The following is a 23,157-nucleotide window of genomic DNA, read 5'->3' on the forward strand; positions in this document are numbered from 1 at the left end:
TGATCAGGCCGCGGCCTGCATTTTCTGGATGATCTTGGCAATCTTCTCTTCGAGAGTCGCCTTCGTGAACGGCTTCACCACGTAGCCGCTGGCACCGCGCTGGGCCGCGAGGACGATGTCCTCCTTCTTGGCCTCGGCCGTCACCATGAGCACCGGAATGTGCTTGAGCGACGCGTCTTCCCGAATGTTCTGCAGCAGGTCGAAGCCGTTCATGTTCGGCATGTTGATGTCGGACACGACGAAGTCGAAGCCGCCGCCGCGCAGCTTGTTCAGCGCGATCGCGCCGTCCTCGGCCTCGTCCACGTTGTTGTAGCCCAGCTCCTTCAGCAGGCCGCGGACGATCCGCCGCATCGTCGAGAAATCATCGACGACGAGGAACCGCAGATTTGTATCGCTCATGCTCACTCCCTTGATAGGCGCTAAGTCGGTTTCGGCACGGCGGGCGAGAGCTTGACGGTCCCGCCGCGCGGAGAAGGGGCGCCTTCGCCCCGCTGTTCGGGCGACGGTCTCAGCGCCGTTCGCTCCGTGCCGCGCCACGCGCGGCCTGATCGTTCAGGCGTTCGAGCGGCGACATCTGCCGCCCGGCGCCTCCCTGGTGCTCGATCGCGTTCTCGGCCGCGTCGGCGTCCGGTACCGCGGTGGACTGCTTCTCGCGGTTGTACATGCGGTCCACCGCCACCTGGTTCATCACGATGATCGAGATGCGCCGGTTCATCGGGTCGAGCGGATCGTCGGGGTTGTAGGGCACCGACGAAGCCAGCCCGGCCACGCGCACGATGCGATCGGGCTCGATGCCGCCCACCATCAGCTCGCGCCGCGACGCGTTGGCGCGGTCGGCCGACAGTTCCCAGTTGCTGTAGCCACCGAGGCCGCCCGCGTAGGGCGAGGCGTCGGTGTGGCCGAGCAGCGTGATCTTCTTGTCGACGTCGTTCACCACCGGGCCGATCTCGCGCAGGATCTCGCCCATGTAGGGCTTCATCACCGCCTTGCCCACGTCGAACATCGGCCGGTTCTGGCTGTCCACGATCTGGATGCGCAGTCCCTCGGGCGTGATGTCGATCTTCACCTGGTTCTTGAATTCGGCCAGGCGCGGGTTCTCGGCGATCTTCGCCTCGATGTCGGCGCGCAGCTTCTCGAGCTTGGCCTGCTCCATGCGCTCGCGCTCCTGCATCTCCTTTTCCATCTCGCGCTTCTTCTCGGCGTTCGACATGCCCTTCTTGACCTGGCCGGTCGAGCGCTGGAGATCGGTGCCGCCGCCGGGGATGATCGCGGTCGCGTCGCCCGCGCCCGAGCCGCCCGCGCTCGCCACCTTGAGCGGGTTGGCGAAGAAGTCGGAGATGCCCTGCAGCTCCGCCTGGGTGGTCGAGCCGAGCAGCCACATCAGCAGGAAGAAAGCCATCATCGCGGTCACGAAGTCCGCATAGGCGATCTTCCAGGCGCCGCCGTGGTGGCCGTGCCCGCCCTTCTTGATCCGCTTGATGACGATGGTGGGCTTGGCCTTGTTGCCGCCCGCGCCCCCGCCGCCGCCGCCGCTGCTCATGGCGCGCTCCTCACTTCTTCTTCACGTGGCCTTCCAGCTCGCTGAAGGTCGGACGCTCGGCCGCGAACAGCACCTTGCGGCCGAACTCCACCGCGATCTGCGGCGCATAGCCGTTGAGGCTCGCGAGCAGCGTCACTTTCACGCACTGGTACTGCTTCGATTCCTCGTCCACGTAGGTCGCCATCAGCGTGCCGATCGGGCCGACGAAGCCGTAGGACATCAGAATCCCCATGAACGTCCCGACCAGCGCCGCGCCGATCGCGTGACCCAGCACCGCCGGCGGCTGGCCGACCAGGCCCATGGTGTGCACCACGCCCAGCACCGCCGCCACGATGCCCATCGCGGGCAGGCCATCGGACACGCGCGTGATCGCATGCGAGGGCGCGAGCGCCTCGTGGTGATGCGTCTCCAGCTCGTTGTCCATCAGGTTCTCGATCTCCATCGGATTCAGGTTTCCCGACACCATGAGACGCAGGTAGTCGCAGATGAACTCGATGAGATGGTGGTCCTTGAGGATGTCGGGGAATTTCTGGAAAAGCGGCGAAGCATCGGGGTTCTCCACATCGCCTTCCACCGACATGAGGCCTTCCTTGCGCACCTTGCCGAGGATGTCGTAGAGCAGCGCGAGCAGGTTCATGTAGTGCTCCTTCGACAGCGACACGCCCTTGAACACGGCAGGGATCGCCTTGAAGGTTGCTCCGAGATGCTTCTTTGGCGTGCCGACCACGAAGGCCCCCGCCGACGCGCCGCCGATGACCAGCAGCTCGATCGGCTGGAACAGCACCGCGAGGTGGCCGCCCGACAGCGCGAAGCCGCCCACCACGCAACCGATGATGATCACGTATCCGATGATGATGAACATGGTCTGACCCGTGTTTCCTGGTTTGATCGATGCCGGTGCCCCAAAAGCGAACGGCGCCGGCTTGACTCAAGCAACGGCGCCGTTCGGCGGAATGAAAGGCTGGGGTAACGGCGAGTCTGGCCGGTTGCGGCCCGGGTGTTCGCCGTTTCGGTCAGGCTTCGATCTCGTCGTCGTGCAGGGGCAGGACGAGGCCCTCGCCACGCGCCTGCTGCTCGCGCTGACGCGCGGTGCGCGCGGCGACGGTCTTGCCGGCGCGGGCCGGCGGATTGCACAGGCCGCACACATAGCCTTCGGTCAGGTCGTAGGCATGCACGACGAAATGGCCGGCGCACTTGGTGCAACCCGTGAGCCGCAGCATGCCGGCGTCGACAAACTTCGTCAGGCGCCAGGCACGGGTGATGGAGAGCACGCGTTCAAGGTTCTTGGCCTCGATCTGTTCGAGGTACAGACGGTAGGCCTTGATGACCGCGTCGATGGGCTCGATGTCGGTCGCCTTGTTGAGGTACTCGTACAGGTTCAGGAACAGCGAGCTGTGGATGTTCGGCTGCCAGGTCATGAACCAGTCGGTGCTGAAGGGCAGCATGCCCTTCGGCGGCGACTTGCCTTCCACTTCCTTGTACAGCTTCAGCAGTCGTTCATACGACAGCTTGGTTTCCGACTCCAGCACTTGCAGCCGGGCACCGAGCTTGATGAGTTCCACCGCGCGTTGAACGTCGCGCGAGTCGCCGATGATGCTCTTCCTGGTCATGTTCTTTCCCTCCTGATCGGGCTCTTCGTATGGCGCGATACCGGACGGTCTCGCGTTGCTGCGGCCTTGGGAAATTACTGGCGCGAAGTGGCTTCGGCGAAGTTCGACGCCATCACGATGCTGGCGTGCAGCGCGTGGGCGCTGTCTTCGGTAGCGGCAGGCTTGTTGTGGCTGGTGAGGAGGTTCCACACCATCTCGTCGTCGAAGCGGAAGCGCGACATCAGCGTGGCGCCGCTGGCGACCTTGAGCATCTGGGCCGGGGTGAGCGAGTCGATGACGCCGGCAACTTCTTCCGAGATGCCGAGGCGGTAGAGCGCCTGGGCCTTGTCGGCACGGATCAGATGCTGGGCCAGCATCATGTACGAGAGGTTCACTTCGCGAATCTCTTGCATCAGTTGTTCGGTGTTCATGCTTCTCTCCTCGACTTGGAACCAGACACACGGTTGAGCGGCTTTCGCCGCATCGGCGCTTGCTGTGTGAAGCGCCTTTCAATGGGACCCATTGTCGGCAGGGCAACGGGAGACATGAATCCGAAACTCGCTGTATCGCGTGTACGAAGCGTCTGGCGCCGGCTTGTAGGAAGTTGCCTTACAAGCGGCGGCGTCCCGCGGCGCTGCCTTGATTGCAGCTAACGGCGGGAGGCATGGCGACTTGAGAGTCGATCGGAAGAAAAGCTGTGCGGAAGTTGGCAATTCCGCCGGCAGACGCGGTCGAGTCGGTCTGCGGAGCGCATTGAAGCGCCGAATATGTGATTTAAGTCACACATTCAGCGCTCAAGTTCTGGCGCTTTTGCCGCATTCAGCTGCGGCCTGTGCCGCCGGCTGTCGCTGGCTCTCAAGTTTTTTGGCGGGGCCACGTTAACTGGCTCATCGGCACACACAACACAACGTGCCCAAACGAATGCACCCCCAGGGGAGTCAGCCATGCCCGCCATCATCAATACCAACACCGCGTCCCTCAGCGCCCAGCGTTATCTGAACAACTCGCAGGGCGCCCTCTCGACCGCGATGCAACGCCTGTCGTCCGGCCTGCGCATCAACAGCTCGAAGGACGATGCCGCCGGCCTCGCCATCGCCGACCGCATGGACTCGCAGGTGCGCGGCCTGACCGTCGCCACCCGCAACGCCAACGACGCGATCTCGCTGTCGCAGACGGCGGAAGGCGCGCTCGGCCAGATCGGTGATTCGCTCCAGCGCATGCGTGAACTGGCGGTGCAGTCGGCCAACACGACCAACTCGTCGAGCGACCGCGACAGCCTGCAGCAGGAATTCACGCAGCTGTCGAACGAAATCGACCGCGTGATCAAGAACACCAACTTCAACGGCACGTCGATCCTCCAGATCTCGGGCGACCTGACCTTCCAGGTCGGCGCCTCGACCGCGTCGGACAACCAGGTCAGCATCAGCTTCGCCAGCGCCTTCTCGGCCTACGGCGAAATCTCGGGCATCGCCACCAGCTCGACCGCCGGCCCGACGGGTGCCGCGATCTCCGGCAGCGACGGCCTGGCCGCGCTGAGCGCGATCTCGGCGATCGACGCGGCGCTGTCGCAGGTCAGCTCGCAGCGCGCCACCTTCGGTGCCGCGCAGAACCGCTTCCAGGCCGTCATCAACACGCTGTCGGTCTCGAAGGAAAACCTGGCCGCCTCGCGCAGCCGGATCATGGATGCGGACTACGCGTCGGAAACGGCCAACCTGACCCGCGCCCAGATCCTTCAGCAGGCCGGTACCGCGATGCTGTCGCAAGCGAACTCGGCGCCGAACTCGGTCCTGAGCCTGCTGCGCTGATGATCGCGCGACGACCCGGCGGTGATCGCCGCCGGGCTCACTTCCCTCGCGCAGGTGGGCGTGACGGGATGGTCCGCAAGGGCCATCCCTGTTCGACCATGCAGCGTCACTCTCTCAAGACAAGGTGAACGCCATGATTCGCGTCGCCAACGACAGCAGCAGTACCGCCACCCTCGAACTCGCAACCACGGGTCAGAAGACGGCGGCCACGGCACGCGCCCAGCGCGGCGAGGACGCATCGTCCACCGCCGCGAGCGCGAAGGCCGAAGCCACCGAGAAGGCCAAGGCCGCGAAGGAGGCCAAACCCGAGGACGTGAAGGACGCGGTCAAGAAGCTCAACCAGTCCCTGGAGGATGACAACCGCCAGGTCCGGTTCGAGATCGATCCGTCGAGTTCCCGGGTGATCACCAAGATCGTCGACACTTCGACCAAGGAAGTGCTGCGGCAAATTCCATCCGAGGAAGTGCTGCGGATGGCCGAGGCGCTCAAGGGCAAGGACACCTCGTCCTCGTCGAGCAGCAGCGACATCCCCCTGGTACGCACACGCGCCTGACGGCGCCAACGCAACGCTTAAGGAAGGGTGGGACGCATGGCAACCGGAACCATTTCGAGTGCCGGCATCGGCTCGGGGCTGGACGTCGCAAGCCTTGTCTCGGGCCTCATGCAGGTCGAGCAGGGCACGCTCACGAACCTCAAGAGCCAGGCCTCGTCCTACCAGTCCAAGCTTTCCGCCTACGGGCAGATTTCCTCCAAGCTCTCGGCGCTGCAGACCGCCGCGCGCGCCCTCAAGCGCCCGGCCGACCTGGTGTCGCTGAGCGGCACCGTGGTCGACACCAAGGTGGCCGCGGTGTCGGTCGGCAGCGGCGCGGTCGCGGGCGACTACAGCCTCGAAGTCTCGCAGCTGGCCCGTGCCCAGCGCACCGCCAGCGCGCCCTTCTCGAGCACGACGGCCAGCGTCGCCACCGGCGCGGGCAGCCTGCACATCGCCTTCGGCACCTACAACTCGACCGGCAACAGCTTCACCGCCAATGCCGACCGCGCCGCGATCGACATCGCCATCCCGGCCGACCAGATGACGCCGATCGGCATCCGCAACGCGATCAACGCCGGCAAGCAGGGCGTGACCGCGAGCCTGATCAACGACGCCTCGGGCACCCGGCTCGTCATCACCAACGACAAGACCGGCGAGAACCAGGCGATGAAGATCACCGCCACCGATCCCGACGGCAACGACACCGACAACGCGGGCCTCTCCTCCCTCGCCTACGACCCGACCGCGACGGCCGGCAGCGGCAAGAACGCCACGCTCATGGCGGCCGCGCAAAACGCCAAGTTCACGCTCGACGGCATGTCGATGAGCTCGACCACCAACTCGGTGGCCGACGTGATCGACGGCGTGACGCTCACGCTGTCGGGCACCAACGTGGGCGAGCCCACCACGCTGTCCGTCACTCAGGATTCGGGCACCGCGCTCAAGTCGATCAACGCCCTCATCGACGCCTACAACGCGGCCAACTCGACGATGCGCAGCCTCACGGCCTACAACGCCTCGACCAAGACGGCCGGCGCGCTCAACGGCGACGCGGCGGTGCGCGGCATCCAGCAGCAGCTGCGCAGCACGCTCACGAGCGCCTTCGGCAGCGGCTCGATGCAAAGGCTTGCAGATGCCGGCATCACGATCCAGACCGACGGCAGCCTCAAGCTCGACTCGACCAAGTTCAACGCCGCCTTCAAGGCCGACAACGACGCGGTCACGGGCCTGTTCACGCAGGACGCGAGCGGCACGGCCGGCAAGGGCCTGGGCGGCGCGCTCGACACGCTGATCACCTCGATCACGGGCAGCACTGGCGTGCTCGCGGCGCGCACCGACGGCCTCAACGCGAGCATCAAGCGCAACAGCGCGCGCCAGGACGCCGAGAACACCCGGCTCGCGACCGTGCAGGCCAGCTACCAGAGCCAGTTCACCAAGCTCGACACCATCGTCTCGCAGAACAACGCGACGATGTCCTATCTCACCACGCAGCTCGCGAAGCTGTGAGCAACGGCGCGGGCATGGGCCTGTTCACGCTCACGCCCGACCGTCGCGCCTCTCAGGTTCGAGCCGTGACGGCCGTGATTAACGATAGTCAGAACGGGGGACTCCCTCATGTTTTCCAGCGCCAAACGCAGCAGCAGCTACGCCACCGTCGGCCTTGAGAGCCGCGTGCTCGGCGCCAGCCCGGTCGGTCTCGTCGTGATGCTCTACGACGGCGCGATCGAGGCCATCGACCGCGCCGTCGCGCTCGACGAAGCCGGCGACCAGGTGCAGCGCGGCCGGCTCGTGGGCCGGGCCTGCGCCATCATCACCGAGGGTCTGCGCGTAAGCCTGAACAAGCAGGCGGGCGGCGCCATCGCCGAGAACCTCGACCAGCTCTACGACTACATGACACGCACCCTGCTCACCGCCAGCTCGCGCCGCGACATGGACGCGATCCGCTCGGTGCGCGCGCTGCTGCAGGAGCTGCGCGACACCTGGAACTCGATCGAGGCGCCGACTGCCGGCGCGCGACCGGGAGCCACGACGGGTCGCCCGGGCGGCGCGCATGCCGCCGGCGCCTTCGCAGCAGCCCAGCCCACGGCACCTCGCCGGGTGCTGACCGCCTGACCTCCAGGCACGCCCACGACCACCAGGCCTCATGAGTCGCTCCGAACGCATCATCGACTGCTACACCCGGCTCGGCAGCGCGAGCGCCGAGATGCTGTCCGCCGCCCGGGTCGGCGACTGGCAGCGCGTCGAAGCGATAGAACTGCGATGCATCGAGCTGATCCGCGAACTGCGCGACGTGACCGCGGAACCGGCGCTCGATCAGGACATCGCCCAGACGCGCATGAACACCCTGCGCCAGATCCTGGCCGACGATGCCGAGATCCGCAGTCTCTGCGAGGACGGTCTCGCCAGCGTGCACGCGCTGATCGGCCTCGCCCGCAACGCCGACCGGCGCTGAACGGCATGATGCGGCGATGGACCCGAGCATCACGCCGCCCGCCGGGCCGGCCGCGCCCGTAGCGCCGGTCAGTCCCGACACCGCCGCCCAGCGCGCGCTCGCGCGCCATGAGCACCGCCTGCCCGCGCCGCTGTTCAACGCGACGCGCGAGGCCGGCCAGGCCGCCGTGGTCGAGGGCGGCATCGCCCGTCTGGCCCAGCTCCAGCGCGCCCTGCCACCGCCCGATCTGCCGGGCAGCCAGCCGGTGGCGCACGCCGTCTTTCCGTGGACCGCGAGCGCCGAGGCCGTGCCGCTCGCCACCACCCAGAGCGCGCTGCTCATCAAGCGCGCCACCGAACCCGCCGCCGCCCTTGCCGACCTGCACACGACACCCGCGCCGGGCACGCCGGCGGTGGCCGTCGATGCCGGCCTGCTCACCAACTGGACCAGCGCCGTCAACGCCGGCTCGCCCGGCGACGGCGCCGGCTCGCGGGATGCGGACGGCCAGGACCGGCAGCCTCCCGGCCAGCGCGGCACCGACACCGCGACACCCGCGCGTTCGGCCTCGGGCGACGCGGCCCCCGGCGCCGACCATGGCATGCCGACCGCCGGCGGCGCCTCCGCCAGCCCGGCCACCCCTGCGACCACCACCCCTGCGACCACCACGCCTGCGGCCGCGCCTGGCCACGCCACGCCGGCCGACGACGGCGGCCCCCCCGGCAGCGCCACGCTCGCGCCCGACACCCGCGCGTCCGCCGCGCAACCGCGGCCGACGCCGGAGTCGCAGCCGGCGCCGCAACCTCAGCTCATCGCCGCCCTGCCCCAGCCCGACCCGCGCTGGCTCGCGCCCGAGCCGCGCCCGACGGGCCTCGCCCTGCTCGACATCGCCGAGGACGGCCGCCACGGCGCACAGCAAGAAGGCGCCGCGCCGCTCATCGCGACGCTGCGCCTTCAGCTGCCCAATCTCGGGCCGGTCGAGCTGCGCCTCGCGCTCAGCGGGACGCAGGCCGATCTGTCGATCTACGCCGGGAAGGAGGCGTTGGCCACGCTCGCGGCCGGTGCCTCGTCGCTGGCCGGCTCGCTGTCGGCCTGGGGCATCTCGTCGTCAACGCCCTCGTATTCGCCGATCCGCAAGTCCTGAACACCGCGCGGCGAGAACGCCGAGGCCCAGTCGTCGAGGTGATGGTCGAGCCAGAAACCGTTGCGCACCCAGTCGCGCAGGCCGTCGCCGAGCTTCGCGCGCACGTCGGGCGAATGCGCGAGTTCGCGCAGCGTCGAGATCCACTTGGCCGGCTCGTTGGGCAGGCGCACCACCGGCGCGTTGGCCTCGCGGTAGGGATGGATGTCGGTGCACACGACCGGCCAGCCGCAGGCGCCGTACTCCAGCAGCCGCAGATTGCTCTTGCACTCGTTGAAGGCGTTCACCTCCAGCGGCGCGATCGCCAGGTCGAGGTCGAGCGCGGCCATGCGCTTGGGGTAGTCCTCGATCCTGGTCCAGCCCACGAACTCCTTGACGTAGGGCCGGATCTCGTCCGGGCACATGCCCATGAAGACCCAGTCCACCTCGCCTGCAAGCGCTTTCACGACCTCGAACACCAGTTCCAGATCGCCGCGATGCTGGGCCGCGCCGACCCAGCCGAAGCGCGGCTTCGCGCCTCGGTTGCGGCGGCTGCGCAGCCCGTCCCAGCGCGCGCGGGTCAGGCCGTTGGGCACGATGCGGATGTCGTCGATCATGCCGGCGCAGAAGTCGGCCAGCGGAGCGGTCGACACCACGAGCCGGTCCGACAGCGCGAGCGATTCGCGCAGGCGGCGGCGCATGTCGCGGTACTGGCGCTTCATGTCGTCGTGGATGCTGCTCTTCTCGGGGATGGCGGTGATGAGGTCGTCCAGCCCCTGCACGCGCAGGATGTTGGGCAGGAAGCGCTTGTAGCGCTTCCAGGCCGCGATCAGGCCGTCGCTCACCGCCGTGTGCAGCACGAACACGTCGGGCTCCAGCCGCGCCAGCTCGGGCACGCTCGGCAGACGCAGCTTGGCGCCGGCGAAGCGCACGTAGTCGGTCTGCATCAGGCCCGCCTCCGACAGCCCGCGGAAGGGGTCGATCATGCGGTAGTCGCCCGCGCCGCCGGGGGCCGGCAGACCGAACACGCGCGGCCGGTCGTGGAAGGCGCGGTCCCAGTTGATGGGCAGCGCGGTCTCGGGCAGCGCGCGCGAGTTCGAGAGCGACAGGTTGGGGTTGTAGAAGCGGTCGTTGGCGATCTGCGGCAGCCAGCGCGTCAGGAAGCGGTCGCGCTCCTGGCTGCGCGTGACCGACTTCTGCGCATCGGCCACGGCGCGCTCGGCATCGAGGCCGAACTCGGCGCGGATCGACACGCTGCCGTGATGCACCAGCGTGGCGAAGGGCGTCATCAGCACCTTGAGACCGAGGCGGCGCACGCGCAGGCAGTAGTCGACATCGTTGTAGAGCACGGCGAAGGCCTGGTCGTCCATGCCACCGAGCTGCTCCCACACCTCGCGCCGCGTCATGAGGCAGGCGCCGGTCACGGCGCTGGCCTCGTGGTCGGTGACGAGGGTGTTCATCCAGCCCGGCTGGTCGGGCGATTCGCCGATGTGCAGATGCTGGGCCGGCGAGACGATCGGGTCGCCCGCGCCGTCGCGCATGCCGAGCACGATGCCGGCGTGCTGCAGCAGCCCGCTCTCCGGAAACACCAGCCGCGCGCCCACCACGCCCACGTCGGGGCGCATCGCGTGCTGGACCATGCGTTCGAGCCATTGCGCCTGCACGATCTGGCAGTCGTTGTTGAGCAGCACGATCACGTCGCCGGTGGCGGCGCGCACGCCGAGGTTCATCTGCGCGGCGTAGTTGAACGGATGCGGATAGCCCACGACGCAGAAGCGCGAGCCCCATTCGGCGCGCATGCGGTCGTAGAACTCGAAGGTCTCGGCCTCGCTCGACTGGTTGTCGATGACCACGACCTCGAAGTCGGCGTAGTCGGTCAGCTCGAACACGCTCTGGATGCAGGGCTCGAGAAATTCGATCTTGTCGCGCGTGGGCACGAGGATGGACACGCGCGGATGCGCATGCTTCCAGGTCGTGCGCACGGTGTTCTGCATGCGCCCGGCGCCGGCCGTGGCGCAGCCGGGCGCCTGGCGGTCGAGATGGGCCTGGACGATGGCGATGAGTTCGGGGCCGTGGTCGGCCGGCGGCTCGGCCTGGAAGTGGAACAGCGGCGCGGCCACATGGCGCACGACGTATTCGCTGAAGCTGTCCACCACGCGCAGCAGCGCGCCGTACCAGGCGAGGCCGTCCACGTCCTCCAGCCCGCCGGCGTCGGCCAGGGCGCGCGCGTCGGCGGCGCAGGCGGCGCCGATGTAGTCGTGGCCGCGCAGCAGTTCGAGCGTGAAGTCGGGCTTGAAGTGCGGCCGGCGCTCGTCGCCGTCGCCGGTGGCCTGGTCGTGGTCGGCGTACACCACGCGGGCGTCGCCGCGCAGGTTGATGTGGTCGGCGATCTGCACCAGCGCCTGGGTGGCGAGCGTGCTGCCGGGCGGCAGGCAGAGCACCCAGTCGGCGCCGATCTGGCCGAGGCGGCGGTTGACCACCGCGCGCCAGCTTTCGCCGGCTTCGCGCCGGGTCCAGGCCAGGCGGCCGTCGGTGTTGAACACCTCGCCGGGCGCGCCGTCGGTGGAGACCACCTCCAGCACCCAGTTGCCGTACATCTGGTGGTAGAGGCTTTCAAGCGTGTCGCTCAGGGCCTTGAGTTCATGCGACTCGGCGGGCACGAACACCCGGAAGCGCGGCGCGTGCGACCAGGTGCTGCCGATGCGCTCGGCGAACAGCTGGCCCTCGATGCCGTGCAGCTCGTGCACCTTGGTGAAGTCGCCGTACAGCCGCACCGCGAGTTCCTGGCGCTCGTCGTCGTCGCGGGCGTTGCCGCAGGCGCGCTTGTAGCCGAAGGGGTCGAGCCGGCGCGCGAGTTCGGCCTGCCAGGCCAGCGTGGCGGCGCGCACGCCGGCATCGGGATGGGCGGCCAGCCGGCGCAGCGCCGACCAGATGTGCAGGTCGAAGATCGGCTCGGTCAGCAGGCTCTCGATACGCAGCGGCAGCAGCGCGTCGCAGGCCCAGCCCTTGCCGTCGATCTCGGTGGCGAAGGCGGCGGCATGCAGCGCGGGCGGCAGCGTGGTGGCGAGGTCGAGGCCGTCGAGGCGGCGCAGGTTCTGCTCGGTCACGTCGGCCGGGCCGCCGACAGGCACGGCGCGTTCGTCGCCCACCAGCCAGATCGCGGCCGGCAGTTCGAGCATGGCCGGGCGGCCGGCGTGCAGCGCGAGCGCGAGGCCGCAGGGCCGGGCCACGCCCACGCCGGCGGCGCGCAGCGCGGCCAGACCGGCGCGCAGCGCGGCGCTGCGCGCGACCAGGGTGCCGTCATGCGGCAACTCGTTGGCACGCACCCAGCGCGCGAGCCAGCCGGCGCTGTCGGCGCCGGGCAGGTTCACGGCCCTGGCCTTGCCGGCGATCTGGTTGGCGCGGGTTTCGAGCGGATTGCGCGAACGCGCTTCCACATGGGTCCAGACCGCCGGGCAGCCGGCGTCGGCCAGCAGTTCGAGCTGGCGCGCGAGCTTGCCCTCGACCCAGACACAATCGGCGCTGGCGATGGCGATGAAGGCGCCTTCGGCGCGGGTGATGGCGTCGGTCAGGCCGGTCGGGCCGGCGCAGTCGCGCAGCACGAGGCCGGCGGCCGCGACGCGAGCCGACAGCTCGGCGCGCAGCGCGGCGTCGGCGCCGTCGAGCAGCAGCACCTCGGCCCAGGCCTCGGACTGCGTGAGCGCGCTGGACAGGACGAACAGGGCGGTGGCCGGCGCGGGCGCCGGGTCGAGCACGAGCGAGACGCGGGCGGGGCCGGCGGCGATGCGACCGAGCGCATCGGCTAGGGAATTCGGGGTCATCTTTTTTCGACTCCGTTGATCGGGGCGGGGCCAGCATCGGATTTCTTGAGTCCGTCGATTGCCTGAAAACCCGGCCCTTCCCGCGCCAATTGGAATCCGCCGCCGCCAATCGGCACGCCTTGCCACCAACGCCGTGAGACGACGATCGCAAGCGCCGAATTGCCGCCACCGACCCGCGCTCTTCAAGGCATGCAAGCCGGCCCGACCGGACTAACTTCCGGACACCTGCCGACGAACGGCATCCAAGACCATGACCCGCCGCCCCGACGCCCCCGCCCCCAGCCAGCCGGCCGCGCCGCCCCTGGCCGCCACCCTCGCCTACGACCCGCAGCGCGACGCCGCGCCGCGCGTGACGGCGCGCGGGCGCGGCGCGATCGCCGAAGAAATCCTGCGCCGCGCCGACGAGGCCGGCGTGCCCCGCGTGCACAGCGAGGCGCTCGCCGCCGCGCTGGTGCGCATGGACATCGACATGCAGATCCCGCCCGAGCTGTATCTGGCCGTCGCCGAAATCCTTGCCTGGGTGGCCAGACTCGACGAGGAGGCCGCGCGATGAGCAGCGAAGACGCCTTCTCCTGGCGCGCCGAGCGCTACCTCATCAGCAATCCGATCGAGGTGCTGGGCTGGATGCGCACCATCGCCGAGCGCCGCGTGCTGTGCAGCGTCACCACGCCCGACGGCCGCTCCAGCTTCCTGTCGCCGCTGGCGCGCATCGACGACCGCAAGCGCACGATGCTGGTGGACGCGCCACGCGACCGCTCGATCGAGCGCGCGCTGGTCAACGAGCGCGAGGGCATCTGCGACGTGCTGCTCGACAACATCCGCATCGCCTTCGACGTGAGCGTGCGCGGCACGGTCGAGGGCGGTGACGACACCACCGGCCATTCGGGCCGCGGCGTGGTGCTGGCCGTGCCGAGCCGCCTGCACCGGCTGCAGCGGCGCGAGAGCTTCCGGGTACTGGTGCCGCCGCGCCTCGCGCCCCGGCTGCGCATTCGCGGCTTCGAGGCGAGCTGGAAGGTGCGCGACCTGAGCGTGGGCGGCGTGGGCATCGTGCTGCCCAACGACACCCTGCTGCCCGAAGTGGGCCATGTGTTCGAGGACGCCTCGCTCGACCTGGAGGACATGCGCTACTTCATGAGCCTGCGCGTCTGCCACGTCACCACGAGCGACCCGCGCCAGCTCAAGCCCGAATGGCGACTGGGCCTGCAATTCATCAAGCCCTCGGCCGGACTGGAGCCGGCCATCGCGCGCGCCGTCAACGACATGGCGCGCGAGACGGGGCATGTGAAGGGGCGCTGAAGCCCGCGCGGGCCGCCGGGGTCGGAGCCATCCGCCGGCACACGCCATGGCCGACGCGACGCCCTCAAGATCCGCGCCGCCGCGCCGATAACGCCCCCTTCCCCGCGCTTATCGGCCGATCCGTCGCCGGCCCGCTGCCGAGAATGGCCTGCATCCGCCACACCGCAGGCACGACGATGAATCCCCACCGCTCCGGGAGCCGGTCATGACCGCCCCGACCATGGCAAGCGCGCGCGTCAGCGCCCTCGCCCATGACCTCGCCACGCGCCGCGCCGGCAACCAGCCGGTGCTGCTGCTGTTCGGCCTCGGCAGCTTCGGCGACATCCTCCAGATCACGCCGGCGCTGCACGCGCTGCGCCGCCGGCTGCCGCGCGCCTGGATCGCCGTCGTGCATGCAAGCGCCTTCATCGACGACCTGATGCCCGGTCTCGGCGACGCCGACGTCTGGCTCAAGGCCGATTCGGCCGACCACGCCGCGCTGCGCGACCTGGTGCGCCGGCACGACCTCGCCGACCTGGTCGTGCAATGCAAGTACGCCCTCGTGTACGAACTCGGCCGCGACGCCGCGCGCCGCCTGTCCGCCGGGGAATTGCAATTCGTGCGCGAGGCGCAGAAGGCACAGGCGCCCTGGCTCGACTTCCTGCGCGACTTCCCGCGCGACAACGACGCGCTCTGGCGCGCCGCCGCCGCCGAGGGCCTGGACATGGCCGGACTCATGGCACGCACCGGCGGCTTCGATGCCGGACACGGCGTGCCGGCCACCCCGGCCACCGCGCCCGGCGCCGACTTCACCGCCTACCGCATCGCGCCCGCGCCGGCCGATGCCGCCGACCTGCCCGCGCTGCCGCCGCGCTACTTCACCGTCTGCAACGCCGCCGAGGCCCTGCCGTGGCGCGAAGGCGGCTGGACCAAATGCCTGCCCGACGCGCGCATGGCCGACCTCGCCGGCCGGCTGCGCGGCCTCGGCCTGCCGCTGGTGCAGATGGGCACGCCCGACGACCCGCCCATCCCCGGCTGCGATCTCGACCTGCGCGGGCGCACCGGCCTGCGCTCCGCCGCGCTCGTGCTGCAAGGCGCCGACGCCCACATCGGCCCGGAGGGCGGCCTCGCCAACCTCGCGCGCGCGGTGCGCACGCCGGCGGTGATCTTCTTCGGCTCGACGCCGCCGGAATTCTTCGCGCTCGGCGCCAACCGCAACGTGCTGCCGCGCCAGTGCGGCGGCTGCTGGTGGACCACGCCCGACTACCTGCACCAGTGCCCGCGCCTGCAACGCGAGCCCGAATGCGTCGGCTCGCTCGACCTCGACGAGATCGTCGCCGCCGCGCGCGCGCTGCGCGATGCCGCCGGCCCCGGCGCGTCCGCGCCAGAAGTCCGCGCCGATGCGATCGACCGGCTGATCGGCGCCCATCTGCAAGCGCTTGCGGACGGCGCCGCGCCGCCGGTCGTGCCGGCCGCGCTGCAACGCGCGCTCGACGGCGATGGCCATGGCGCCGACGACGATCGCGGCGGCGCGTCCGCCGCTGACGGCAAGGACCGCGACGACGATGCCGCCACGCCGCGCGCCGCCCTCTTCGCCCACGGCCCGCGCCGCCTGCTCGCGCTGGCCGCCGCGCTGCCGCCCGAACTGGCCGGCGCGCGCCGCGTCTGGCTCGACGACGGCCAGCCCGGCGCCACGCCCGACCGCGCGCGCCACGCCGGCGACTGCGAGCGCGCGCCGCAGCTCGTGCCGCCCATCGATGCCGGCAGCCTCGACCGCGCGGTCTGGCTCCTGCCCGCCGCCGACGCCGCCACCCTCGGCCGCATCGCCCGCGCGCTGCTGCGCGGCCTCGCGCCCGGCGGCAAGCTCGTCGCCATCGGCGCCCATGGCGCCGAACTGCTCGTCCAACCCGGCGCGGAGACCCGGCCATGACCACCGCCCTCGACTTCCAGCCCGCGCTGCTGCGCTGCGCGCGACCGCTCGACGCCGCGCCGGCCGAGATCGACGCCCTCATCCGCGACGGCCTCGCCGCCCAGGCCGCCAACCGCCAGCGCGACGCCGCCCGCCTGCTCGAACTCGCCGTCATGGCCGTGCCGCCGGCCCAGGCCGTCGCCGTGGCCGAGGTGCTCGCCACGCTGCTGGTGCAGATCGGCGCGGCCCGGCCGCTGCACGCCCTGTACGCGCGCCTGCCCGACGACCTGCCGCTCACGCCCACGCTCGCGCTGCGCCTGCTCGCGCTGCTGCGCACCCGGCGCCGCGCGGCCGGTCATGGCGCGCCCGACGATGCCGACACCGCCGCCCTCGACGCCCGCGCCGGCCGCAACCTCGAATGCCTCGCCCTCGCGCTGCGCGACAACCGGCTCGACATCGCCGAGCTCGACCTGCTCGCCGGCATCGGCTGGCAGCTCGGGCTGGTGGAACTCGCCTTCGACGCCCTCGTCGCGCTGTTCGCGCGCGGCCACTGGAACGCCGGCCGGCTCGCGCGCGCATTGATGATCGCGCGCGACCTCGACCGCCTCGACCTCGCGCGCCAGCTGCTCGACGCAGCCCTCGCCGCGCCCGACGCCGCCACGCTGCCGATCGCGGGCCATGCGCAGGAGCTCGGCCTGGACGACATTGCCGAACGCGCGCGCGCCGCCAGCCCGCGCCCCGACAAGCTCGCGCGCTTTCTCGCCGCGCGCCGCGCCTGAGCGCGCCGCAGCCGCCGCGCCCGAAACGCAACCGCCGCACGCACGCCCACCCGCCAGGCACGCCGCACGCCGACCGCGCCACCCGCACCGGACACCGCCATGACCGCCGACATCCTCGCCTTCCCGGCCACGCTGCCCCACTTCTTCGACCTCGAACCGCGCTCGGTCTGCGGCCGGCTCTCGCGCATGGCCTACTTCGACGGCGCGACGCGCGACGGACTCGGCGCCGTCATCGCCGACCTCACGCGCGGCGCGGGCGACCCGGCCGGCGCCGCGCTCGGCCACGAGACGCTGCGCTTTCGCGTCGGCGATGCCTGGCGCGAAGTCACGCTCGATGTCACGCGCAACAACCAGCTGCTCGGCGCCGCGCGCGCGATCGACGCCTTCGCCTGCGGCTACGAACCCGAGATCCACGCCGTCATCGACCTGTTCACGCCGGCCGACGCCCGCCTCGCCGACATCGGCGCCAACTGGGGGCCGATCACGTTCCAGGCCGCGTTGCGCCCCGGCTTCGCCGGCCGCATCGACTGCTTCGAGCCCCAGCCCGCCGCCCACGCCGATCTCGCGCGCATCGTCGATGCGCTCGGCCTCGGCGATCGCGTCTTCCCGCACTGCCTGGCGCTGTCCGACGCGCCCGGCGAGGCCCACCTCACCGACGACGGCTGGTCGGGCAACGTGTCGGTCGGCAGCGGCACGCGCGCCTGCCGGCTCGCCCGGCTCGACGACGTGCTCGACGGCGACCTCCACCTGCTCAAGATCGACGTCGAGGGTCATGAGGAAAAGGTGCTGCGCGGCGCCGCCGGCCTGCTCGCGCGCTGCAAGCCGCTCGTGGTGTTCGAGGACTGGCGCCATCTGCCGCGCGGCCAGTACGCCCAGCTCGAAGCGCTCGGCTACCGCTTCCACCAGCTCGGCTGGTACGACCCCTTCAGCGACAGCCTGCGCGAAAAGCCGGCCCGCGAACTCGGCCGGCAATTGCTCGGATTGCGCCCCTTCCGCCTCGACGAGCGCGAATTGCTGCCCGAGCGCATCAACGTGCTCGCGGCCGCCGGCGAATTGCGGCCGCGCGCCTGACCGTCAGGCCGTGACCGCCTCCGCCTCGGAACGCGCAGCGGATTCGGTCTCGATCCAGCGGCGCAGGTTCTCGACATGCTCGGCTTCCTCGCGCACGAATTCCTTCGCCACCTTGCGCACCTCGGCATCCTTCGCCGTATTGGCGACGCGGTAATAGAACTCGTAGCCACGGGTTTCGCCTTCGAGCGCGGCCTTCAATGCGCCGAGCCGCGACAATTCCGGATCGCCGGCCCACAGCCCGGTACGTTCGGGCGCATGGTTCTCGGGCCAGGCGGTATCGGCCGGCAGATGGATGTCGGCGTGATAGCGCTCGCAGCGCGCGCGAGCCGCTTCCAGATGCAGGCGCGAATAGCCGCCCAATTGCCGGAACAGCCCGGCCACATCGGGATTGCCAGCCGCCGCCATCGCCTCGGCCAGGGTTTCGTAATGGCGCGCGGCGTCTTCCTCCAGCTTCACGGCAAAGCTCAGGAATTCATCGAGCGAATGGATCTCGACTCCGCCCTTGTAGATGCCGGCCGCCGTCGATAGCGCCGGCCCCTTTGCCGGCAGCGTGTGATCGCCGTCGAAGGAAACGAAGCTGTCTTCGTCGCGCACGAAGCACTGGCAGGCCAGCCGATAGCGCGGCGCCACGTCATTGACCTCGGCCTCGCGGATTTCCTCCGGCGTGATCTTGCCGAGCTGACGCAGCATTTCCTTTTCCTTCTCGGTCAGCGCGATCGCGTGGCGCGAATGCGCGTCGAGATTCTTCGTCTCGACCACGCAGGAGCCGCATTCGCCATCCTGGCAATCGAAGGGAATCGGAATGTGATGGGCCTTGGCAAGCGCAAGCAGGGTGCCGCGATCGCCCGCCACGGCATACACCGTGATGTCGCGCGGCATGATCGGGGAAGAAAAGGTCACATTGGCCATGATTCACCGCTCCTCTTGATCGGCGGAATGCCGGGCATCGGCACCGGCAATTCGCGCCTGAATGGAAAGACAAGGCTGGATCGAATTGCGTTGCAAGGCTGCTGAATGACGGTGGCAAGACTCCTTTGACCGAAACGATTCATCCGGCACCGCCGATTGACCTGAAACAATGCGGCGGCGGTGAATTCATCGTTGCCTTGCCCGATTCGGGCTGCCATGGGCGTTTTCCCGAAATATTGAAGCGATAGCGCCTGTCGCATTTCCGACAGGCAATTGCCTGAATATCGATTGAACGATTTGCGACAAGGCTGCTGCAATGCCGCAATTCCGGCATTGCCCGGACGCCCGATGCCTCACGGATGCATTGAATCGCGGCGCAACAAGCACCATCGCCAGGCAAGCCCGCCACGCCACGCCAATTCCGCCGAGGCGCGAATGTAGGAATCGCTACACGAGGGTTTGCCGCAGGCAGCAGCCACCGCGCGGCCGCCATGGCTTGCGCGAGGTTTGCGTCCGCCCGAAGCCGAGCGGAATGCACGGATATCTCGCGCGATCGGGTCCGCGCGATCGCGCTGCAATGACGCCAGTCGCTTGCCGGCCGCCCCTCCCGAAACCGCACCGAAAGAAAAGCTTCAGAAGAAATTAAGAAGCGGCGCCCAGACTGGTGCGTAGGGCGAAATGATTTCGCAACCTTTGCTGCGCAATCATTGCGCCGGCGCTTCGACTGTGTTTTTTTCACATTAAAAAGCCATGCTCAATCACACTCCCGCCATCCATCCTCCGCTGCTGCGCGCCCTGCACTGGGCCACTCTCGCCTGCGTGCTTGCCGCGCTGGGCATCGCGCTGGCGCGCGAAAGCTTCGAATCGCATGCGCTGCGCATGACGCTGCTGCAATGGCACCGGCTGGCCGGGCTGCTCGCCTTCGCGCTGACGCTGGCGCGCATCGTCAGCCGCTTCGGGCTCGCCACCGCCGAGCCGCTGCGCGACGCGCCCGCGGCCCAGCGGCTGCTCGCGGCCGGCGCCCATCTCGGGCTGTACGCGCTGCTGGTGCTGGTGCCGCTGCTCGGCTGGCTCGCAAGCAATGCCCATGGCAACGCGACGCTGCCCTTCGGCATCCACCTGCCCGTGCTCGTCGAGGCCGATGACGACCTCGCCGACCAGCTGGAGGAGGCGCACGGCGTCGCCGCCTGGAGCTTTCTCGCGCTGGCAGGCCTGCACGCCGCCGCCGCGCTCTGGCACCACCACTTCAAGCGCGACGACGTGCTCGTCGCGATGCTCCCGCGCCTGCGGCGCTGATCCCGGCGGCCCCGCCGGCCGGGGCGCGCCTTCCTCCTGGAGTCTTTCCCGATGCGTCACTTCCCCCGTCGCGCAGCCTTCGGCTCGCTCGTCGCGCTCGCGGGCCTCGCCGCCCAGCCGGCGGCCCAGGCCGTCCCGAGCTTCGCGCGCCAGACCGGCGAGGACTGCGCCGCCTGCCACATCGGCGGCTATGGCCCGCAGCTCACGCCGCACGGCATCCGCTTCAAGCTCGGCGGCTATACCGACACCGACGGCAAGGACGGCAAGGTGCCGCTGTCGGCGATGGCGGTCGGCTCGTACACGCGCACCGGCAAGGACCAGGACCCGCCGCCCGACGGCGGCAAGGCCAACAACAACCTCGCGCTCGACGAGGCGTCGGTGTTTCTCGCGGGGCGGCTGGCCGACCAGTTCGGCGCCTTCGTGCAGGTGACCTACGACGGCATCGGCAAGACGACCGCGCTCGACCAGGCCGATCTGCGCTTCGTGAAGGACACCCAGCTCGGCGGCCGCGATCTGCTGCTCGGCCTGTCGCTCAACAACAACCCGGGCGTGCAGGACCCATTCGCGACGCTGCCGGTCTGGCGCTTTCCGTACACGAGCTCGGCGCTCGGCTTCGGCGGCGTCGATGCGGCCAGCCTGCTCAACGGCGGCGTCGAAGGGCGGGTGCTGGGGCTGTCGGGCTACGGCTTCTGGGATGACCACCTGTATGCCGAGCTGGGCACCTACCGCAGCCTGTCGCCCGCGATGCAGACCAAGTTCGGCCTCGGCAGCGCCGACGATCCGGGCCGGCTCGGCCACGGCACGACCTACTGGCGCCTCGCCTGGTTCGACGACCGCAAGCGCGACGCCTGGTCGGCCGGCGTGTACGGCTTCAACAGCCTGATCCGGCCCGACCGCCAGCTCGCCTCGCCGGGCAACCGCTACAACGACCTCGGCGCCGACGCGCAGTACCAGTACCTCGGCACGCGCGAGCACGTGTGGACCGTGCAGGGCAGCTATCTGCACGAGAAGCAGCGCCGCGACGCGCTCGTGGCCGACGGCGGCGCCGAGCAGGTAGCCGGCACGCTCAATGAATGGCGGCTCAACGGTAGCTACCACTGGCGGCAGACCTGGGGTGTGACGCTCGGCCAGTTCATCACCACCGGCAGCGCCGACGCCCTGCTCTACGCCGACAACAGCTCGCTCAAGCCCAACACGACGGGCCAGATCCTCCAGCTCGACTGGACACCCTTCGGCAAGGAAGGCTCCTGGGGCGAGCCCTGGGCCAATCTGAGGCTCGGCCTGCAATACACGCGCTACGGCCGCTTCAACGGCAGCCGCAGCAACTACGACGGCAGCGGCCGCAACGCCTCCGACAACAACACGCTGTTCCTGTTCGCGTGGACCTCGTTCTGAACCGCAAGGGCAAAGCCATGAACGCCTCCCTCCTCCGCCGCGCCGCCGCGCTGCTGCTCGGCGCCGCGATCGCCACGCCCGCCCTCGCTGCCGGCGATGCCAAGCTCGGCGCCGACCTGTTCTCGGAGCATTGCGCCGAGTGCCACAGCCTCAAGGAAGGCCGCAACAAGAAGGGGCCGTCGCTGTTCGCGAGCGTCGGCCGCAAGGCCGGGCAGATCGGTGATTTCTCGTACTCCGACGCGCTCAAGGCCAGCGGCATCACCTGGACGCCCGAACAGCTCGACGCCTATCTCAAGGCGCCGAAGCAGGCCGTGCCGGGCGGGAAGATGAAGTACGACGGCATGGCGGAGGCGAAGGATCGGGCGGATCTGATCGCGTATCTGGCGACGGTGCGGTGAGGAGGTAGGCGAGTCGGTCTCCCGGAGACCAGCGGGTCGTCGCTCTGCTCGTGGGAATGCCTGTGCGCGGGCTGCTTGACGGAGTTGGCGCGCAGGTCATCGCCATGTGCTTGGGGGCGCAAGGGAGGAACGGGGTCGAATCGCGCGGTGGGGTGTTCATCCTCATGCCTGTGGGAAACGCGACAGCAGGCGCGACATGGCGTCGAGCGGCGCTGGTTCATCCCCATGCTCGTGGGGAACGCGGTGTCGCCCGTCTCCGCGCAGTGCTTCCAGAGCGGTTCATCCCCACGCCCGTGGGGAACGCAGCACTGGCGATTGCTGCAGCCGTCGGTGGTTCGGTTCATCCCCACGCCCGTGGGGAACGCTCCCAGAATCCCGTCCAGACCGACGTCCCAAGCGGTTCATCCCCACGCCCGTGGGGAACGCGCCGACCTCAGCGCCTGCTTCTGGCCGATCACCGGTTCATCCCCACGCCCGTGGGGAACGCAGCACTGGCGATTGCTGCAGCCGTCGGTGGTTCGGTTCATCCCCACGCCCGTGGGGAACGCTCCCAGAATCCCGTCCAGACCGACGTCCCAAGCGGTTCATCCCCACGCCCGTGGGGAACGCGCCGACCTCAGCGCCTGCTTCTGGCCGATCACCGGTTCATCCCCACGCCCGTGGGGAACGCAGCCCGGCCGCGCAGGCCTTCCCGAAGGGCCACGGTTCATCCCCACGCCCGTGGGGAACGCTCCTCGACGTGCGCGAACCAGTTGCCGCCGTCCGGTTCATCCCCACGCCCGTGGGGAACGCGCGCCGAAAAAGGCCGCGAGCGCGAGCACGCCCGGTTCATCCCCACGCCCGTGGGGAACGCGATTTCGGCGCGATCGAGCGGGCGTGGAAGGATCGGTTCATCCCCACGCCCGTGGGGAACGCGCCATAGGCGGCCCACACCTGCATCAGCCCGGGCGGTTCATCCCCACGCCCGTGGGGAACGCGAGCGCGCGATACCCGCCCGCCCGGTCGGTCCCTGGTTCATCCCCACGCCCGTAGGGAACGCAGCTTGGCGAGGCTCTCGGCGATGTCGTCGAGCGGTTCATCCCCACGCCCGTGGGGAACGCGCCGGCCGCCGCACAATCCGCCCCCGCCCCGAACGGTTCATCTCCACGCCCGTGGGGAACGCCTCATTGATCGGCGGCGGAGGCGGAGGCGCCTTCGGTTCATCCCCACGCCCGTGGGGAACGCCGTGGCCTTCTGGGTGCTGAGGTAGCCGATCGACGGTTCATCCCCACGCCCGTGGGGAACGCGCAC

The 23,157-nt window shown here is 69.8% G+C and carries 21 protein-coding genes, 1 pseudogene and 1 CRISPR repeat array; of the genes and pseudogenes, 14 read left to right on the forward strand and 8 right to left on the reverse strand.

Annotated elements, in window-relative coordinates:
• Positions 1-3: 3 nt before the first annotated feature.
• The 5 genes from cheY to flhD all read right to left on the reverse strand — a co-directional run bounded on the left by cheY (position 4) and on the right by flhD (position 3,560).
• Positions 4-399, reverse strand: a complete 396-nt coding sequence (gene cheY / locus H566_RS0119790) for a chemotaxis response regulator CheY (RefSeq protein ID WP_028312798.1) — start codon at positions 397-399, stop codon at positions 4-6.
• Between the two features lie 109 nt (positions 400-508).
• Positions 509-1,540 (reverse strand): flagellar motor protein MotB, encoded by a 1,032-nt coding sequence (motB, locus tag H566_RS26570; RefSeq protein ID WP_084545313.1) that lies wholly within the window; start codon positions 1,538-1,540, stop codon positions 509-511.
• Positions 1,541-1,550: 10 nt separating this feature from the next.
• On the reverse strand, positions 1,551-2,402 hold the full coding sequence (gene motA / locus H566_RS0119800; RefSeq protein WP_028312799.1) for a flagellar motor stator protein MotA: 852 nt from the start codon (positions 2,400-2,402) through the stop codon (positions 1,551-1,553).
• A gap of 151 nt (positions 2,403-2,553) precedes the next feature.
• On the reverse strand, positions 2,554-3,150 hold the full coding sequence (flhC, locus tag H566_RS26575; RefSeq protein WP_084545314.1) for a flagellar transcriptional regulator FlhC: 597 nt from the start codon (positions 3,148-3,150) through the stop codon (positions 2,554-2,556).
• A gap of 74 nt (positions 3,151-3,224) precedes the next feature.
• Entirely contained in the window at positions 3,225-3,560 is a 336-nt protein-coding gene (gene flhD, locus H566_RS0119810; protein ID WP_028312800.1) for a flagellar transcriptional regulator FlhD, read from the reverse strand.
• Positions 3,561-4,073: 513 nt separating this feature from the next.
• Here flhD and H566_RS0119815 point away from each other — a divergent pair.
• The 6 genes from H566_RS0119815 to fliK all read left to right on the forward strand — a co-directional run bounded on the left by H566_RS0119815 (position 4,074) and on the right by fliK (position 9,038).
• Complete coding sequence (locus H566_RS0119815; protein WP_028312801.1) at positions 4,074-4,934, forward strand: flagellin N-terminal helical domain-containing protein; 861 nt, start codon at positions 4,074-4,076, stop codon at positions 4,932-4,934.
• A gap of 133 nt (positions 4,935-5,067) precedes the next feature.
• On the forward strand, positions 5,068-5,487 hold the full coding sequence (locus tag H566_RS27775; RefSeq protein WP_051379043.1) for a flagellar protein FlaG: 420 nt from the start codon (positions 5,068-5,070) through the stop codon (positions 5,485-5,487).
• Positions 5,488-5,523: 36 nt separating this feature from the next.
• Positions 5,524-6,972, forward strand: a complete 1,449-nt coding sequence (gene fliD, locus H566_RS0119825) for a flagellar filament capping protein FliD (RefSeq protein WP_034412266.1) — start codon at positions 5,524-5,526, stop codon at positions 6,970-6,972.
• A gap of 108 nt (positions 6,973-7,080) precedes the next feature.
• Positions 7,081-7,578, forward strand: a complete 498-nt coding sequence (gene fliS, locus H566_RS26585; protein ID WP_051379045.1) for a flagellar export chaperone FliS — start codon at positions 7,081-7,083, stop codon at positions 7,576-7,578.
• Positions 7,579-7,609: 31 nt separating this feature from the next.
• The gene (locus tag H566_RS26590) at positions 7,610-7,918 is read left to right on the forward strand and encodes a flagellar protein FliT (protein WP_051379046.1); all 309 of its coding nucleotides are present in this window, start codon (positions 7,610-7,612) and stop codon (positions 7,916-7,918) included.
• 16 nt (positions 7,919-7,934) lie between these two features.
• Positions 7,935-9,038 (forward strand): flagellar hook-length control protein FliK, encoded by a 1,104-nt coding sequence (gene fliK, locus H566_RS30225; protein WP_028312803.1) that lies wholly within the window; start codon positions 7,935-7,937, stop codon positions 9,036-9,038.
• A 1,259-nt stretch (positions 9,039-10,297) separates the two neighbouring features.
• Here fliK and H566_RS30510 read toward each other — a convergent pair.
• Positions 10,298-12,835 (reverse strand): annotated as a pseudogene (locus H566_RS30510) (glycosyltransferase); the annotation flags it as partial.
• A gap of 250 nt (positions 12,836-13,085) precedes the next feature.
• On the opposite strand from H566_RS30510, the gene H566_RS0119850 reads away from it, so the two are divergent.
• From H566_RS0119850 to H566_RS0119870, 5 genes are all read left to right on the forward strand, one after another.
• Complete coding sequence (locus H566_RS0119850; RefSeq protein WP_084545315.1) at positions 13,086-13,388, forward strand: EscU/YscU/HrcU family type III secretion system export apparatus switch protein; 303 nt, start codon at positions 13,086-13,088, stop codon at positions 13,386-13,388.
• Positions 13,385-14,131 carry a flagellar brake protein gene (locus H566_RS0119855; RefSeq protein WP_028312805.1) on the forward strand — a complete coding sequence of 249 codons (747 nt, stop codon included), beginning with the start codon at positions 13,385-13,387 and terminating at the stop codon, positions 14,129-14,131. Before H566_RS0119850 ends, H566_RS0119855 begins: the two co-directional genes overlap by 4 nt.
• A gap of 205 nt (positions 14,132-14,336) precedes the next feature.
• On the forward strand, positions 14,337-16,040 hold the full coding sequence (locus H566_RS26600) for a glycosyltransferase family 9 protein (protein WP_034412268.1): 1,704 nt from the start codon (positions 14,337-14,339) through the stop codon (positions 16,038-16,040).
• Positions 16,037-16,798, forward strand: coding sequence for a hypothetical protein (locus H566_RS0119865; protein WP_028312806.1), 762 nt, complete (start codon positions 16,037-16,039; stop codon positions 16,796-16,798). Before H566_RS26600 ends, H566_RS0119865 begins: the two co-directional genes overlap by 4 nt.
• Before the next feature lie 99 nt (positions 16,799-16,897).
• Positions 16,898-17,869, forward strand: a complete 972-nt coding sequence (locus tag H566_RS0119870; RefSeq protein ID WP_028312807.1) for an FkbM family methyltransferase — start codon at positions 16,898-16,900, stop codon at positions 17,867-17,869.
• Between the two features lie 3 nt (positions 17,870-17,872).
• Here H566_RS0119870 and H566_RS0119875 read toward each other — a convergent pair whose 3' ends face one another.
• Together H566_RS0119875 and H566_RS29225 are read right to left on the reverse strand one after the other, a co-directional pair.
• Positions 17,873-18,778, reverse strand: a complete 906-nt coding sequence (locus tag H566_RS0119875) for a ferritin family protein (RefSeq protein WP_034412270.1) — start codon at positions 18,776-18,778, stop codon at positions 17,873-17,875.
• Positions 18,766-18,996, reverse strand: a complete 231-nt coding sequence (locus H566_RS29225) for a hypothetical protein (protein ID WP_156924509.1) — start codon at positions 18,994-18,996, stop codon at positions 18,766-18,768. The genes H566_RS0119875 and H566_RS29225 overlap by 13 nt, the downstream gene beginning before the upstream one ends.
• Positions 18,997-19,528: 532 nt before the next feature.
• Between H566_RS29225 and H566_RS0119880 the strand changes: the two genes are divergently transcribed.
• The 3 genes from H566_RS0119880 to H566_RS0119890 are packed head-to-tail and all read left to right on the forward strand — an operon-like array spanning position 19,529 to position 21,867.
• Complete coding sequence (locus H566_RS0119880) at positions 19,529-20,074, forward strand: cytochrome b (protein WP_051379048.1); 546 nt, start codon at positions 19,529-19,531, stop codon at positions 20,072-20,074.
• 51 nt (positions 20,075-20,125) lie between these two features.
• Positions 20,126-21,469, forward strand: coding sequence for a hypothetical protein (locus H566_RS0119885; protein ID WP_028312810.1), 1,344 nt, complete (start codon positions 20,126-20,128; stop codon positions 21,467-21,469).
• A gap of 17 nt (positions 21,470-21,486) precedes the next feature.
• Complete coding sequence (locus tag H566_RS0119890; protein WP_028312811.1) at positions 21,487-21,867, forward strand: c-type cytochrome; 381 nt, start codon at positions 21,487-21,489, stop codon at positions 21,865-21,867.
• A 213-nt stretch (positions 21,868-22,080) separates the two neighbouring features.
• A CRISPR array of direct repeats spans positions 22,081-23,153; the repeat unit is 29 nt; unit sequence CGGTTCATCCCCACGCCCGTGGGGAACGC.
• The last annotated feature ends 4 nt before the right edge of the window (positions 23,154-23,157 follow it).

This window comes from Derxia gummosa DSM 723 (assembly GCF_000482785.1).
Taxonomy (GTDB): Bacteria; Pseudomonadota; Gammaproteobacteria; order Burkholderiales; family Burkholderiaceae_E; genus Derxia; species Derxia gummosa.

Excerpts from the sequence above, each read along its gene's own strand:
- fliK (WP_028312803.1), top strand. The coding sequence starts at position 7,935 with ATGGACCCGAGCATCACGCCGCCCGCCGGGCCGGCCGCGCCCGTAGCG.
- fliS (WP_051379045.1), top strand. The coding sequence starts at position 7,081 with ATGTTTTCCAGCGCCAAACGCAGCAGCAGCTACGCCACCGTCGGCCTT.
- fliD (WP_034412266.1), top strand. The coding sequence starts at position 5,524 with ATGGCAACCGGAACCATTTCGAGTGCCGGCATCGGCTCGGGGCTGGAC.
- H566_RS0119885 (WP_028312810.1), top strand. The coding sequence starts at position 20,126 with ATGCGTCACTTCCCCCGTCGCGCAGCCTTCGGCTCGCTCGTCGCGCTC.
- H566_RS0119815 (WP_028312801.1), top strand. The coding sequence starts at position 4,074 with ATGCCCGCCATCATCAATACCAACACCGCGTCCCTCAGCGCCCAGCGT.
- motB (WP_084545313.1), bottom strand. The coding sequence starts at position 1,540 with ATGAGCAGCGGCGGCGGCGGCGGGGGCGCGGGCGGCAACAAGGCCAAG.
- H566_RS27775 (WP_051379043.1), top strand. The coding sequence starts at position 5,068 with ATGATTCGCGTCGCCAACGACAGCAGCAGTACCGCCACCCTCGAACTC.
- H566_RS26590 (WP_051379046.1), top strand. The coding sequence starts at position 7,610 with ATGAGTCGCTCCGAACGCATCATCGACTGCTACACCCGGCTCGGCAGC.
- H566_RS0119880 (WP_051379048.1), top strand. The coding sequence starts at position 19,529 with ATGCTCAATCACACTCCCGCCATCCATCCTCCGCTGCTGCGCGCCCTG.
- H566_RS0119890 (WP_028312811.1), top strand. The coding sequence starts at position 21,487 with ATGAACGCCTCCCTCCTCCGCCGCGCCGCCGCGCTGCTGCTCGGCGCC.
- H566_RS0119870 (WP_028312807.1), top strand. The coding sequence starts at position 16,898 with ATGACCGCCGACATCCTCGCCTTCCCGGCCACGCTGCCCCACTTCTTC.
- flhC (WP_084545314.1), bottom strand. The coding sequence starts at position 3,150 with ATGACCAGGAAGAGCATCATCGGCGACTCGCGCGACGTTCAACGCGCG.
- H566_RS0119875 (WP_034412270.1), bottom strand. The coding sequence starts at position 18,778 with ATGGCCAATGTGACCTTTTCTTCCCCGATCATGCCGCGCGACATCACG.
- H566_RS29225 (WP_156924509.1), bottom strand. The coding sequence starts at position 18,996 with ATGGCAGCCCGAATCGGGCAAGGCAACGATGAATTCACCGCCGCCGCA.
- H566_RS0119865 (WP_028312806.1), top strand. The coding sequence starts at position 16,037 with ATGACCACCGCCCTCGACTTCCAGCCCGCGCTGCTGCGCTGCGCGCGA.
- H566_RS0119850 (WP_084545315.1), top strand. The coding sequence starts at position 13,086 with ATGACCCGCCGCCCCGACGCCCCCGCCCCCAGCCAGCCGGCCGCGCCG.
- flhD (WP_028312800.1), bottom strand. The coding sequence starts at position 3,560 with ATGAACACCGAACAACTGATGCAAGAGATTCGCGAAGTGAACCTCTCG.
- motA (WP_028312799.1), bottom strand. The coding sequence starts at position 2,402 with ATGTTCATCATCATCGGATACGTGATCATCATCGGTTGCGTGGTGGGC.
- H566_RS0119855 (WP_028312805.1), top strand. The coding sequence starts at position 13,385 with ATGAGCAGCGAAGACGCCTTCTCCTGGCGCGCCGAGCGCTACCTCATC.
- cheY (WP_028312798.1), bottom strand. The coding sequence starts at position 399 with ATGAGCGATACAAATCTGCGGTTCCTCGTCGTCGATGATTTCTCGACG.
- H566_RS26600 (WP_034412268.1), top strand. The coding sequence starts at position 14,337 with ATGACCGCCCCGACCATGGCAAGCGCGCGCGTCAGCGCCCTCGCCCAT.